We start from the raw sequence: 13,427 nt of genomic DNA, 5'->3' as shown, positions 1-13,427 counted from the left end.
GACGAAGGAGCAAGGACTTCGTGGGGCGGCTAGCGTGCCCACGCCGAACCTGATGAAAGAGGCGCATTCGCGTGTCATCCCAGTCTCCTGACCCACTCGCCGTTTTCGGACCAAACGAGTGGCTGGTTGACGACCTGTACCAGCAGTACCTCGAGGACAAGAACTCGGTCGACAAGGCCTGGTGGGGCTTCTTCGCCGACTACAAGCCGGCCTCGAAGAACGCACCGAGCAACGGCACGTCCAGTGCCGCATCGACTGGCAAGCCGGCCGATGCGGCACCCGCGCAGCCCACGACCGACAGCGATGCGACCTCCGGGGCGCACACCGCTGCGCCCAGTGCCCCGGCGGCAACTCCGGCCGGGCAGCCCAAGACCCCGGACGGCCCGCCCCGCCCCGGGCAGCACCTCGACCCGAAGAAGGCCGAGGTCTCCAGCAGGCGGCCCATCGCCCGTGAGGGTATCGCCGGTCCCGCACCGGAGCCGGAGCCGGCCAAGGACGAGGAGACGCCGCTGCGTGGCGTGGCGGCCAGGATCGTCACCAACATGGAGGCCAGCCTCGAGGTGCCGACGGCCACCAGCGTGCGCTCGGTCCCGGCCAAGCTGCTCATCGACAACCGCATCGTGCTGAACAACCACCTGTCTCGCAGCCGTGGCGGCAAGGTCAGCTTCACCCACCTCATCGGTTACGCGCTCGTCAAGGCGCTGGCCGCAGTCCCCGCCATGAACAATGCCCTCGGTACCGACGAGAAGGGCAAGCCGGTCATGGTCACGCCCGGCCATGTCAACTTCGGTCTGGCCATCGACCTGCAAAAGGACGACGGCAGCCGCACCCTCGTCGTCCCCAGCATCAAGGGCGCCGAGCGGATGGACTTCGCCCAGTTCTGGGCAGCCTACGAGGACATGGTCCGCAAGGCTCGAGGCAACAAGCTGACCGTCGACGACTACGCCGGCACCACGATCTCGCTCACCAACCCGGGCGGCATCGGCACCGTGCACTCGATCCCCCGCCTGATGAAGGGCGCCGGGGCCATCATCGGGGTCGGTGCGCTCGAGTACCCCGCCCAGTGGCAGGGCGCCAGCCCGGACACGCTCAACAAGAACGCGGTCAGCAAGATCCTGACGCTCACGTCGACCTACGACCACCGCATCATCCAGGGCGCAGTCTCCGGTGAGTTCCTGCGCGTCGTGCACCAGCTGCTGCTGGGCGAGGACGGTTTCTACGACGAGATCTTCGAGGCGCTGAAGGTCCCCTACGAGCCGATCCGTTGGATCCGCGACATCGACACCAGCCACGACGACGACATCAACAAGGTCGCGCGGGTGCAGGAACTCATCCACGCCTACCGCGTGCGCGGTCACCTGATGGCAGACACCGACCCACTGGAGTACAAGCAGCGTCGGCACTCCGACCTCGACGTCACCACCCACGGCCTGACGCTGTGGGACCTGGACCGCACCTTCCCCACCGGCGGGTTCGGTGGGGAGCCCTTCCTCAAGCTGCGCAAGATCCTCGGCATCCTGCGCGACTCCTACTGCCGCAGCGTCGGCATCGAGTACATGCACATCCAGGACCCCAAGGAGCGCGCCTGGATCCAGAGCAAGGTCGAGGTCGGCTACCAGAAGCAGACCTCGGAGGAGCAGCTGCGCATTCTGCGCAAGCTCAACGCCGCGGAGGCATTCGAGACCTTCCTGCAGACCAAGTTCGTCGGGCAGAAGCGGTTCAGCCTGGAGGGCGGCGAGTCCGCGATCGCGATGCTCGACCGCATCCTGTGCGAGGCGGCCGACAACGGCATGGACGAGGTCTGCGTCGGTATGCCGCACCGCGGGCGGCTCAATGTGCTCGCCAACCTGGCGGGCAAGTCCTACGGACAGATCTTCCGCGAGTTCGAGGGCAAGTCCGACCCGAAGTCCGTGCAGGGCTCCGGTGACGTGAAGTACCACCTCGGCACCGAGGGCGAGTTCACCTCCGACAACGGCAAGACCACGAAGGTCTACCTGGCGGCCAACCCGTCTCACCTCGAGGCGGTCGACCCGGTGCTGGAAGGCATCGCCCGCGCCAAGCAGGACCGGATCAACCTCGCCGGCACGGCCTTCACCGTGTTGCCGATCCTCATGCACGGTGACGCGGCGTTCGCGGGACAGGGCGTGGTCGCCGAGACCCTCAACCTGTCGCAGCTGCGCGGCTACCGCACCGGTGGCACGATCCACCTGGTCGTCAACAACCAGGTGGGTTTCACCACGTCGCCGTCGCAGTCACGGTCGTCGACCTACTCCACCGACGTGGCGCGCATGGTCCAGGCACCGATCTTCCACGTGAACGGTGACGACCCGGAGGCCTGTGTCGGAGTGGCCGAGCTGGTCTTCGAGTACCGCCAGAAGTTCCACAAGGACGTCGTCGTCGACATGGTGTGCTATCGCCGTCGCGGGCACAACGAGGGCGACGACCCGTCGATGACGCAGCCGACCATGTACCGGCTGATCGAAGCCAAGCGCAGCGTCCGCAAGCTCTACACCGAGGCGCTGGTGGGCCGCGGCGACATCAGCATCGACGACGCCGCGGCTGCACTGCGCGACTACCAGAAGCAGTTGGAGCGGGTGTTCACCGAGACCAAGGACGCCAAGACCGGCGCCGACGGTGGCGCCGAGGCAGCCGGCGAGCCCGGTAGCACCGCCGGATCGGTCGGCACCGACGCGGAGGGCCACGGCGGCCTGGAGCGCCCCTCCGCGCAGGAGCAGGACGATGCCCGACCGGATCTCGGCGGCCGCTCGACCGCCATCTCGCTGGAAGCGTTCAAACGCATCGGTGACACCTGGGTCAACCCTCCGGAGGGCTTCACCGTCCACCCGAAGCTGAAGAAGCTGATGGAGCGTCGGTCCGCCATGATCAGCCAGGGCGGAATCGACTGGGCCATGGGAGAGCTGACGGCCCTCGGGTCCCTGCTGATGGACGGCACCCCGGTCCGCCTGTCCGGTCAGGACAGTCGCCGCGGCACCTTCGTGCAGCGACACTCGGTGCTGATCGACCACGTCACCGGAAACGAGTGGACTCCCCTGCGTTACCTGGCAGAGGATCAGGCCTGGTTCTGGGTCTACGACTCGCTGCTGTCGGAGTTCGCCGCAATGGGCTTCGAGTACGGCTACTCGGTCGAGCGCCCGGATGCACTGGTGCTGTGGGAGGCCCAGTTCGGCGACTTCGCCAATGGTGCGCAGTCGATTGTCGACGAGTTCATCTCCTCCTCCGAGCAGAAGTGGGCGCAGCGCTCGTCGGTCGTGCTCCTGCTGCCGCACGGCTATGAGGGGCAGGGCCCGGACCACTCGTCCGCGCGCATCGAGCGCTACCTGCAGCTCTTCGCCGAGAACAACATGACGGTCGCCTACCCGTCGACCCCGGCGTCGTACTTCCACCTGCTGCGCCGCCAGGCCTACGCCCGACCACGCCGGCCGCTGGTCGTCTTCACGCCGAAGCAGCTGCTGCGGCTGAAGGCGGCAACGTCGGATCCCGCGGACTTCACCCAGGGCGTCTTCCGTCCGGTCATGTCCGACCACGCCCAGCCGAAACCCGAAGGGGTCAACCGGGTGCTGCTGGCGTCCAGCCGCATCGTCTACGACCTCGAGGCCGAGCGCGACAAGCGGGGAGACGACAAGGTCGCCATCCTGCGGGTGGAGCAGCTTGCGCCCATCCCGGACGTCGAGATCGCCGAGGAGCTGGCGAAGTACCCGAACGCCGACCTCGTATGGGTGCAGGACGAGCCGAAGAACCAGGGGGCGTGGTCGTTCATGGCGCTCAACCTGCCCGAGCTGCTCGAGGCGCAGGGCGAGAATCGGCCGCTGCGAGTCGTGTGCCGTCCGCCGTCAGCCTCACCGGCGACCGGCTCCATCAAGAAGCACCAGGCGCAGCTCGCCGAGCTCGTCGAGACCGCCCTCGATCGCTGAGTCGCCGATCGACCCCGCCGCGCTGATGCCCCAGTCGCCGACACCCTTCGTGGTGCCGGTGGGCTGGGGCATTCGCACACCCGGTCCCAGCGATGTCGAGCCGCTCGCGAAGCTGCATGCCGCGGTCAGGCAGGCGGCGATCGGATCCGGCGCCATCGACACGGCGTCGGTGCAGATCGCGGTGACCGGCACCGGATCGTGGACCCGACGCCAACTGGTCGCCACCGGTGCAGACGGCCGGATCCACGGCTGGGTGACCGTGCACGACCGCGCCGCCGGCCGCACCCGAGTGGTAGTCGATACCGACCCCACCCTCGATGATGCGATCGCGGACCGGCTCGCCGCGCAGATGTATGCGTGGGCGCAAGGGCAGGCGATCGACATCTGCCGGCTGCGTGGGGTGGACGCCACCATCTTGGACACCGATGCCTACGCCGGGGACGATCGCACCCAGTCCCGGCTCACCGCAGCCGGTTTCCACCGGGCGCGCACGTGGTTGCAGATGACCAGACCGGTAACACCGCAGGAGGCAGCCGAGGACACGTTCCCGCCGCTACGGGAGGGTGTCATGGTCCGTCGGGTGGCCACCTACGACGAGAACTCACCGGTTGCCGAAGACCTGCAGACCGTTCATCTGATGCTCGAGCAGTCCTTTGCCGATCACTGGGGGTCCTATCGGGAGAGCTTCCCCGAGTTCGTTCAGCGGCTGCGCGAGGACCCTGGGCACCGTTGGGATCATTGGTGGATCGCCACGGTGATCATCGATGGCGTTGAGCAGCCGGCCGGAGCTCTCGTGTCGAGCGTCCTGTCGCCGGATGACGCCGGTGTCGTGGGCAGCTACATCGACTACATCGGGGTGCACCGGCGTGCTCGTGGACGCGGAGTGGCAAAGGCTCTGCTGCACACCGTGATCCGCGACGCGGCGAGCCGTGGTCGAGGGAAGGTGGACCTTGAGGTCGACGCCGACTCCCCCACCGGCGCCGACGGGCTCTATCTCTCGATGGGGTGGACCACCAAGCATCGCACCGAGTCGTGGCATCACGACCTCACGTCGCCACGATAGGTTTGCCTCGTGTATTTCACCGACCGAGCATTGAGGACCTTGCCAGCCGCCGCGGCGAGGAAGAAGTGAGCCTGGACCGGCTTGCGGGCCGGCCGCGGACCTTCACAGACCTGAACCCCGAGTTCGATACCCCGGTAGACCGGCTCGCGACGTGGCTCGCGCGGCCGGATGACGACGAGTGAGGCAACACCACGTGAGCTATCCGCACGAAGGCAGTGAACCTGAGTTCAACCCGAGCGCCGACTTCCAGATGGTGACCGATGGGGAGCGCCACGTCGGCCTGTGCTTTATCGGCGACTCCTTTGTCGCCGGCCTGGGCGACCCCAAGGCGCTGGGCTGGGTCTCCCGAGTGATCGCACGGACACCGCACAGCGGCGTCGACCTGGCGTCCTACAACCTTGGCGTGCGTGGGCAGAGTTCGACCGACGTGCTCGGCCGTTGGGAGAGGGAGTGCGCGGTGCGCTGGGCGTCCTGCAACGAGCGGCGGCTCGTCGTGTCGTTCGGCACCAACGACCTGCTGCAGGGCATGACCACCGCCCGGTCCCGGCTGAACCTGGCCAACATCCTCGATGACGCCTCCTCCTCAGCCATCTCGACCTTCGTGGTCGGCCCTCCGCCTACCTCCGACGACGAGACCAATGAGGCGCTGCAGGTGCTCGTCGACGCGCAGTCCGATGTCTGTGCCCGCCGCGGTGTGGCGTATGTCGACTGCTTCCGGCCGCTGCTCGGGCACGACCAGTGGCACTCGGACCTGGCCGCCGGCGACGGCACCCATCCCGGGCAGGCCGGTTACGGCCTGATCGCCTGGCTGGTGCTGCACGCCGGATGGCAGAGCTGGCTCCACCTGGATGCCTGAGATCGTGGGATATCCCGGTATGCGGATCGTGCACGTCGCCGACTCGTTCGCCCCGGACGTCGGCGGCATCGAGAGCCAGGTCGAGGCGCTCGCGCGGCAGCAGACCGCAGACGGCCACGACGTCAGCGTGATCACGGCTGTCGGGGACGACGCCGACCTGCCGCTCGACGTGCATCGAGGACTGCGCACCCGCTGGCTGACGGTGGCGTTCCCCTGGCTGAACCACCGCATGGTCGCCGAGGTGCTGAACGATCGACAGATCGACGTGGTCCACGCACACTTCACCGTCATCTCGCCGATCGCGATCTACGTCGTGCGGGCGGCGAGCAAGCGCGGCATACCCGTCGCGGTGACGGTCCACTCCGTATGGTGGAAGGTCGCGATCGCCACCCGGGTGTCGTCGATGGCGTTCTTCGGGCCGTCCCGGATGCGCGCGGTCTATTCGGGCGTGAGCAGCATGGTCGCCGGTCACATCGCCCGGACGCTGCCCAAGGCCGGGCCGGTGTCCGTCCTCCCGAACCTCGTCGACGTGCAGTGGTGGGCACCGCACGGGCCCACGCGGGCGACCGCGACCCCGGTGCTGCGGCTGATGCTGGTCGGGCGGTTGAAGAAGCGCAAGCACATCGATGGATTCATCGACATCCTGGCCCGCGCCCGGGCGCTCGTGCCGGCAGACACCCGCGTCCAGGTCGACATCGTCGGTGAAGGTCCGCGCCGCGACGACCTCCAGGAGCAGATCGGGCGACTCGGACTCACCGACTGGGTGACGCTGCTCGGTCATCGCGACCCGACCCAGATCCGCGACCTGCTGCATGCCTGCGACCTGTTCGTCGCGCCGTCCCGTCAGGAGGCCTTCGGCATCGCCGCCCTCGAGGCACGTGGTGCGGGCGTGCCAGTGGTCGGGTACTCCTACACCGGTGTGGCGGACTTCATCGAGCACGATGTCGAGGGTCTGCTGGTCGCTGACGAGGTGGACCTGGTGACGACCCTCGCCAAGCTGTTCGTCGACCACTCGCATGTCGACGCGCTGCGCCGCTCGACCCGCGATCGCCCCGCCTCGGTGACCAGGGCCGACGCGATGGCCGCGACCTACCGGCTCTATCGACGCGCGCAGGCGATGTATCCCGGTCGGAAGCAGACGCTCGCGCCGGAGGACTGATCGCCCCTTCGAGTGTCCCAAACCCGGGGGACGGCATGGGCCGTCAGCCCGCCCTCCGAGGCGCCGAACGTTCCGGCCTGGTCCAGACGACGTAGTTGTTCAGGTGGTGCCCATCGACCACGGGACTGTGCGGATCACAGGTGATCAGGACCACCACGGGCGTCGCCGACGACCCCCATACGGTCTGATTCGTCTGCAAGGTCGTCTTCGGCACCGATGCGGTGCGGACCGCCCGCAGTGCCACCCCCCGACCGGACGCGCAGGTGATGTCGACGGCACCGTCAACCTGCACGTTCACCAGGTTGTAGAAGTTGTCCGGGCCGTCGTAGGTGATATGGCCGGCGATGACCGAGATCCCGTCCTGGCCCCGCCGCGCCGAACCCGTGTACCACATGGTGGTGCGCCGGGGCGGGTAGATCTGGCCCTGGGCATTCAGCCCGAGCGCCCGCACCCGCTCGTCGATGCCGACGCTGGAGATCTGCAAGGTCGCCGGCACGCAACCGGGACCGCTCCGGCCCACCGAGTCGGCGGTGCTGGTGCCTGTGGGGACGGGCACGACACGCGGCGTCGTCGCGATCGTCCTCGTGGCAGGCGACGAGGACGATGGGGTCGACGAACGTCTGGAGGTCGGCACCTGCGACGAAGGCGCCACGCGGTGCGGGGCTGGCGCTGTAGGCGTGCCCGCGCTCGACGAGCCACCCGAGGACGATGCACAGCCCGCCAGCACCAGGGCAGCCGTGACTACCGCCGCACAGGCGCCGATCGACGCGCGGGAGCCGGACTTCACCTGAGGTGCCCTAGCGTCTCTTGACCCGCCAGGCCGCACCACCGGTGACGACAATGGCGGCGCCGCCGAACAGCCCGAAGCCGAGCAGCAGGCCGTCGTGGCCACCGCCCGCCGGCCCGTCGGTGATGACCGGCGGCCCGGTGGTCACTGTGCTGCTAGAGCTCGAGCTCGCACTGAAACTGGAACTGGGGCTGGAGGTCGGGCTCGTCGGTGGGGCGGTCGGGATCGCGTTGACGACGGCCTTGGCGATCACGGCATACCCTGCATCGTTGGGGTGAATGTTCTGCCGGCTGCACATCCAGGTCCAGGTGCAGATGTTGGCGACGTTCTGCGGCAGGTCGCCGTAGTTCTTGGTGGGCACCACCGGTGTGAAGTCATCACCTTGAAGGCGGTCTCCACGTCGGCAAGGGTGGCTCCGACGCCGCGTGCGGCATCGGCGATCTCGCCGTTGACCACGGCCTGCAACTGCACCGACGTCTTGGCGAGCTGCTGGCCGTCGGGGCCGGCCAGCCACGCGGCCAGGAATGGGTTGTAGTAGTTGGCGATCACGACGCGGGCGTCCGGTGCCGCGCCGCGAATGCCCTTCAGGATGACCGGGAGGTTCGCCTTGACGTTTGCCAGCCCCCCTGCTCGAGGCAGGGAACATTGATCGCTGCCGCAGTGGCGCACTTGTCGATGTCGTTGGCGCCCAGGTCGAAGGTGATCGGGCTGATCTGCCCCGAGTGTGCATTCAAGAAGGCCTCCGCCGCGGCCAGCTGGGACCCCTCGGGGTACTTGCAGATCGTGCCCGAGGTGATCGTCTTGGTGTCCTCGCCGGAGCAGCCGAAGTTCTCAGCCGGGTCTGCGGTTCGGCCTTCTGCAGCGCGGAGAGCACACCCCCGACATATCCACCGGTCTTGTTGTCGCCGAGTCCCGGTTGATATCCGGCCGCCAGCGAGTCGCCCATCGCGACGTACCACTGGCCGCTCGGGGCTGCGGACGCGGACGGCGCCGCGCTCGCGGCGGCGGGCGCACTGACCAGGGTCGCTGCAGACAGGAGAAGCAGAACTCGACGGAACGACATTCGGTGGGTCCTATGGATCGGGGGCCGGCACGCTCCCCGCAGTGCTGACCACCGACACGGTAGGCCGGGCCGGCGGCCCACCGCAGCCCGGTGCCGAGATGCGGCACCCGTTCTACGACCCCGGCGGCGTGACACGCCCTGCGGTTCCTGCTGCTTTAGAGAACCTTGGACAAGAATGCCTGCGTTCTGGCGTGCGTCGGGTTGGTGATCAGTTGCTGTGGCGGCCCCCATTCCACGACCAGACCATCATCGAGGTACACAACCGTGTCGGCAACCTCTCGCGCGAAGCCAATTTCGTGGGTTACGACAACCATCGTCATCCCCGTCGCTGCCAGAGACTTCATGACACTCAGCACCTCGTCGACAAGCTCGGGGTCCAGGGCACTGGTCGGCTCGTCGAACAGCAGCAATTCTGGATCCATCGCCAAGGCCCGGGCGATCGCGACGCGCTGCTGCTGTCCACCGGAGAGTTGGTGGGGGTACTTGCCCGCGTGGGAGCTCAGCCCGACTTCGTCGAGTAGTTTTGCCGTGCGCGCCGCGGCGGCTGCCTTGGACATCCGTCGCACCTTCACGGCCGCGCACGAGACATTCTCAGCCGCCGTCATGTGACCGAACAGGTTGAACTGCTGGAACACCATGCCGATGCGCTGACGGAAACGGGCCATCTCTCTTGGGTTCCATTCGTGCAGCCTCCCTTCGCGGAGCGTGTAACCCACGTGACTACCGGCGACCACCAGTTCACCACCGTCGATACGCTCCAGCCCGTTGATACACCGCAAAAACGTCGACTTGCCCGAGCCCGACGCACCGATAATGCAGGAGACCTCGCCGGACCGGACCGTGAAGTCAATGCCATGCAGCACTTCGGCACGGTCAAAGCTCTTGCGCACCCCGCGCGCCATCACAATGGGATCGGCCGAGGACTCGAGCGCCGGCTCCACGCGACGCCGAGAGACGGCTCTCATCGACTATCGCCCCATCAATGAGCTCGCCGACGATAGACTCGACTTGAGTTTAAGCCGGCTGCTTCTGGGCTGAGTGGCCTCTCCGAACCGGCGTTCAAGGATCGTCTGGAGGACAGTCGCGACTGCCGTCATCGCCAGGTACCAGAGGCTCGCCACGATGAGCAACTCGATGACCTCACCATTGGTCAGGTAGATGTGGCTGGCATTGGTCATCAGGTCCGTCCCCGCGACCACGTACACCAGCGAGGTTGTCTTGAGCATCGAAATGAACTCGTTGCCGATCGGCGGGATGATTATGCGCAGTGCCTGCGGTAACACGATGACTCGCATGCGCTGGCTTGGGGTCATGCCGAGTGCGAGGGCTGCCTCGGACTGCCCTGCACCCACGGCCTGAATCCCTGCGCGCACGGTCTCCGCCGCGTAGGCGGCGAGGTTCAGGCCGAGCCCGAGCATCGCGGCGTTGAAGCCGGTCATGACACTGTTGGTCTGCCAACTCAGCCCGGCAGAGGTTCCGGGTATGCCAAGCGACAGGGTGGGAAAGACGAGGGCGAGGTTGTACCAGAAGATCAGCTGGACGAGCACCGGTGTCCCGCGGAAGAACCAGATGTAGAGCGCTGCGAGGCCGGCGGTCACAGGATTCCGACTGATCCTCATCACTGCGAGCACAACACCCAACACGAGCCCGATTACTGTTGCCTCGAGCGACAGTTCGATGGTCACCTTGACGCCGCTGAGAATGGCTGGGAAGAAGAGGTAGTGCCCAACCTGGCCCCACGAGATGTTGGGGCTGGTGGCGTACACATAGGCCAGCCAGCAGAAGATTGCAAGGAAGAGGGCGGCGACGAACCATCGTCCCCAGTGCTTGAGATGAACGACCGGGTACTCGCGACCGTCCGCCTCCGCGGTTGTCTCCCCCACGTCTAGAACGATCACGGCGATCACTTGCCCCCGTCGACAACTACGGTCTTTACGGCCATGCCCGGCACGCCCCAGGCTCGCAGAATCTTGCGATATGTGCCGTCGGATATCAGGGACGCGAGGGCGGCCCGCACGTCGTTCAGGAGGGGCTTGTCCGTCTTGCTCATGCCGATGCCGAGAGGAGACGCGGTGTTGGGGATCAGCACAGCGGCCAAGGGCTCGCCGGTGCGCGGGCGATACGCGGCGACGGGATAGTCGTTGATGTCAGCGACGGCCCTGCCGCTCTTCACCTGCAAGATCGCATTTTGGTCGTCGGTGAACTTCAGGATCTTGATGGCTGGCTTGCCGGCAGAGCTGCAGTCGGAGCTGTACTGGGCCGCGAGCTGGAACGCGACACCGTTGTCCACGACTGCCACAGTCTTTCCGCAGAGGTCCGCTGGGCGATGGATGTCCCCCGGGTTTCGCGTCTTGACAACGAATCCCTGACTGTCGGTCAGGTAGTCCAGAAAGTCGACCTCCTTCTGGCGCTTGGCGGTGTCGGTCATCGTGGACATGATCATGTTGTACCGGCCGCTGACAACTCCCGGAATCTGCGAGTTGAAGTCGGCATTGGTGACGATCACCTTGACGCCGAGCCGGTTGCCGATCGCGAGGGCTATCGCCGGGTCGATTCCATAAATGGTCTGGCCATCACTCGCGAACATCTCCATGGGTGGGTAGCCGACGCCGGAGGATACCTGGAGGCCACTTGTGCGGACCGCCGCCGGCACCTTCGCAGTGAGCTTCGGATCACTGGCAATCGCGTTGACGACCGACCGCGACAGATCCACGCCCGGTGACTTGTTGAGGCCGACCACCGACTGTCCGTCGGGAGATGTCCCGGAGGTAACCAGGCTGCTACCAGCGCTGCCACCGGAAGTGCCGCATCCACTCATCACGGCGATCAAGGCGACGCCGGCTGGAAGGGAGATGTACCGGTTGCGACGAGGGCTCACGACAGATCTCCGGTGTAGGTGTGTGCGGTTTGTAAGGAGCGGACCAGGACGCGATGAGTGCTACGTCGCTCGCAGTGTCCGACTCGAGCAGAATGAGACCGGCGCACTCCTGCATGTCGACCATCACGTCGGCCAGGGTGCGGGCCAGGCCCCACCAGAGTCCTCTTTGGCGCCAAGTGCGCTCAGATGTGGCTCGCGCAGCCACCCCGCTCTCGCCGATGCCTGCGACGTAGCGGAAATCAGCGACGCCGTGACCTGCCATGCCCGGTCCCTCCGGCGCGTGGGCATCCACTTCGGATAAGCGCATGGCCATCTCTCAGCCTTCCTGACAGGATGTCGCGGGCGTCCGCACCAGTGACACGGTTCTCCGCGGGGATATAGGTACAGTAGGCGTGCGCTGACCACGGTGAACAGACCTCGAGACAGACAGTCGTTGGGTTTGAGCGGAAGGAGAACTGATGCTCAACCCGGTGCACCTACGGACCCTGCAGGAGGTGCTCGAATTCAAGTCGTTCGCCGCCGCCGCAAACCGGCTCGGCTACACCGCGTCGGCCGTGTCACAGCAGATGGCAGCCCTCGAACGCGACGTCGGAGTGGTGCTGTTCGAGCGGACAGCACACAGCATCCGGCCAACCCCCGCCGCGCACGTGCTTGCGCGCATCAGCGTGCGATTGCTATCCGAACTTGAGGCGATGCCCCGTGCGGTAGCCACCGTCGACAACTCGGCACCACGGAACATTGGGCTCGGCATCTTCCCGAGCGCAGCCCTCCATGTGTTGCCGAACGTCCTCGCGTCGACTCAGTGGCGCGAGATTCATGCAGACCTGACCATGCAGGTCGCGGAGAGCTCAGAGCTCATCGACATGCTGCTTGACGCGAGCACCGTCGACATCGTCTTGGTATATCAGTTCGAGCGCAGTTCGCTGGCTTGGCCCAGCGTCCTACGTGCGCGGCTACTGTGCCGCGATCCACTCGTCGTGCTGTTGCCAGCGAGCTGGGCGGAGGACCGGGACCTCTCACCGCCTCTACTCGATCTTGCCGAGCTGCCGTGGATCTCGAATATGTCCGGTACGTCCGGGGCACGGTCGATCGACAGCATCTGGAGCCAACAACGTGCCACACCTCGAGTGGTCGCTCGGTCGGATGATTACGCGGTGACCACAGAAATGGTTCGCGCTGCCGTGGGAGCCGCGCTGGTACCGTCCATGGTTGCGCAGCACGTCCCCACCGGCGTCGTGGTGCGTCGCCCCTGCGACCTGCGAGCGAGTCGCGAAGTGCTGGCGTTGACCCGAGGACGCAACTCCGACCCCATGCTGGAATCGTTGTCGGATCTGTTCGCGAGCGAGCTGGCCCCGATAGGCGCGTCGCTCGAGGATCGAAGCCCTGCTGTGTCAGACGGGCTGTCTGGGAACTGAAGTCGCAGAATGGCGGCGGCGCATGTCCGGCGACGTTTGAGAGGCGCCCTGCTCTGATCCTCGCGGTGCGCCGCCGAATCGCTGCGCAGCGAACGCGGCGACTTCGAGTCCAGTCGGAGAAAGCAATGGACTCAGCAGGGTACCTCAGTCAAGGTGACGCAGCCGTGGCCAGAGCGTGGGCCAAGGCGCTGTCGGCCGGCAGAGCAGGACGGGCAGGCCTTGTTCCTGGTTGTTCAGTCGGGCACCGTTGTCGATGGTGGCGAGAACCATGCAG

At 66.5% G+C, this 13,427-nt stretch carries 12 protein-coding genes; 7 read left to right on the top strand and 5 right to left on the bottom strand.

From position 1 onward, the window contains the following. Positions 1 to 65: 65 nt before the first annotated feature. Genes FGL98_RS09630 through FGL98_RS09615 form a run of 5 tightly spaced genes read left to right on the top strand, consistent with a single transcriptional unit; the run spans position 66 to position 7,010 of the window. Complete coding sequence (locus FGL98_RS09630; RefSeq protein ID WP_146316555.1) at positions 66 to 3,932, top strand: multifunctional oxoglutarate decarboxylase/oxoglutarate dehydrogenase thiamine pyrophosphate-binding subunit/dihydrolipoyllysine-residue succinyltransferase subunit; 3,867 nt, start codon at positions 66 to 68, stop codon at positions 3,930 to 3,932. A 25-nt stretch (positions 3,933 to 3,957) separates the two neighbouring features. After that, positions 3,958 to 4,995 (top strand): GNAT family N-acetyltransferase, encoded by a 1,038-nt coding sequence (locus FGL98_RS09625; protein WP_246136473.1) that lies wholly within the window; start codon positions 3,958 to 3,960, stop codon positions 4,993 to 4,995. Further along, the gene (locus FGL98_RS25800; protein ID WP_425460992.1) at positions 4,938 to 5,177 is read left to right on the top strand and encodes a DUF6104 family protein; all 240 of its coding nucleotides are present in this window, start codon (positions 4,938 to 4,940) and stop codon (positions 5,175 to 5,177) included. The genes FGL98_RS09625 and FGL98_RS25800 overlap by 58 nt, the downstream gene beginning before the upstream one ends. An 11-nt stretch (positions 5,178 to 5,188) precedes the next feature. After that, entirely contained in the window at positions 5,189 to 5,851 is a 663-nt protein-coding gene (locus tag FGL98_RS09620; RefSeq protein WP_146316554.1) for a GDSL-type esterase/lipase family protein, read from the top strand. Further along, a complete protein-coding gene (locus tag FGL98_RS09615) occupies positions 5,844 to 7,010 on the top strand; it encodes a glycosyltransferase family 4 protein (RefSeq protein WP_146316553.1) in 1,167 nt (388 codons plus the stop codon). The genes FGL98_RS09620 and FGL98_RS09615 overlap by 8 nt, the downstream gene beginning before the upstream one ends. 43 nt (positions 7,011 to 7,053) lie before the next feature. Here the strand turns inward: FGL98_RS09615 and FGL98_RS09610 are convergent, their stop codons facing one another. Continuing rightward, complete coding sequence (locus FGL98_RS09610; RefSeq protein ID WP_186526082.1) at positions 7,054 to 7,506, bottom strand: class F sortase; 453 nt, start codon at positions 7,504 to 7,506, stop codon at positions 7,054 to 7,056. A 34-nt stretch (positions 7,507 to 7,540) separates the two neighbouring features. Between FGL98_RS09610 and FGL98_RS25375 the strand changes: the two genes are divergently transcribed. Further along, entirely contained in the window at positions 7,541 to 7,801 is a 261-nt protein-coding gene (locus FGL98_RS25375; protein WP_186526081.1) for a hypothetical protein, read from the top strand. A gap of 6 nt (positions 7,802 to 7,807) precedes the next feature. On the opposite strand, the gene FGL98_RS09605 is transcribed toward FGL98_RS25375, so the two are convergent. The 4 genes from FGL98_RS09605 to FGL98_RS09590 all read right to left on the bottom strand — a co-directional run bounded on the left by FGL98_RS09605 (position 7,808) and on the right by FGL98_RS09590 (position 11,738). Further along, complete coding sequence (locus FGL98_RS09605) at positions 7,808 to 8,158, bottom strand: hypothetical protein (protein WP_146316551.1); 351 nt, start codon at positions 8,156 to 8,158, stop codon at positions 7,808 to 7,810. A gap of 857 nt (positions 8,159 to 9,015) precedes the next feature. Then, a complete protein-coding gene (locus FGL98_RS09600; protein WP_146316550.1) occupies positions 9,016 to 9,825 on the bottom strand; it encodes an amino acid ABC transporter ATP-binding protein in 810 nt (269 codons plus the stop codon). 3 nt (positions 9,826 to 9,828) lie between these two features. Next, complete coding sequence (locus FGL98_RS09595) at positions 9,829 to 10,743, bottom strand: amino acid ABC transporter permease (RefSeq protein ID WP_146316549.1); 915 nt, start codon at positions 10,741 to 10,743, stop codon at positions 9,829 to 9,831. A 20-nt stretch (positions 10,744 to 10,763) separates the two neighbouring features. Continuing rightward, positions 10,764 to 11,738, bottom strand: a complete 975-nt coding sequence (locus FGL98_RS09590; RefSeq protein WP_146316548.1) for an ABC transporter substrate-binding protein — start codon at positions 11,736 to 11,738, stop codon at positions 10,764 to 10,766. A gap of 458 nt (positions 11,739 to 12,196) precedes the next feature. Between FGL98_RS09590 and FGL98_RS09585 the strand changes: the two genes are divergently transcribed. Beyond that, positions 12,197 to 13,153 (top strand): LysR family transcriptional regulator, encoded by a 957-nt coding sequence (locus tag FGL98_RS09585; RefSeq protein WP_146316547.1) that lies wholly within the window; start codon positions 12,197 to 12,199, stop codon positions 13,151 to 13,153. Positions 13,154 to 13,427 lie beyond the last annotated feature (274 nt).

The organism is Leekyejoonella antrihumi, from assembly GCF_007845645.1.
Classification (GTDB): Bacteria; Actinomycetota; Actinomycetes; order Actinomycetales; family Dermatophilaceae; genus Leekyejoonella; species Leekyejoonella antrihumi.
The sequence above is the reverse complement of the archived record's forward strand: the minus strand, read 5'-3'. Positions and strand labels throughout refer to the sequence as shown.

Bases quoted from the DNA above. Each gene is read 5' to 3' on its own strand.
- FGL98_RS09600 (WP_146316550.1), bottom strand. From the start codon at position 9,825: ATGAGAGCCGTCTCTCGGCGTCGCGTGGAGCCGGCGCTCGAGTCCTCG.
- FGL98_RS09615 (WP_146316553.1), top strand. From the start codon at position 5,844: ATGCCTGAGATCGTGGGATATCCCGGTATGCGGATCGTGCACGTCGCC.
- FGL98_RS09625 (WP_246136473.1), top strand. From the start codon at position 3,958: ATGCCCCAGTCGCCGACACCCTTCGTGGTGCCGGTGGGCTGGGGCATT.
- FGL98_RS09585 (WP_146316547.1), top strand. From the start codon at position 12,197: ATGCTCAACCCGGTGCACCTACGGACCCTGCAGGAGGTGCTCGAATTC.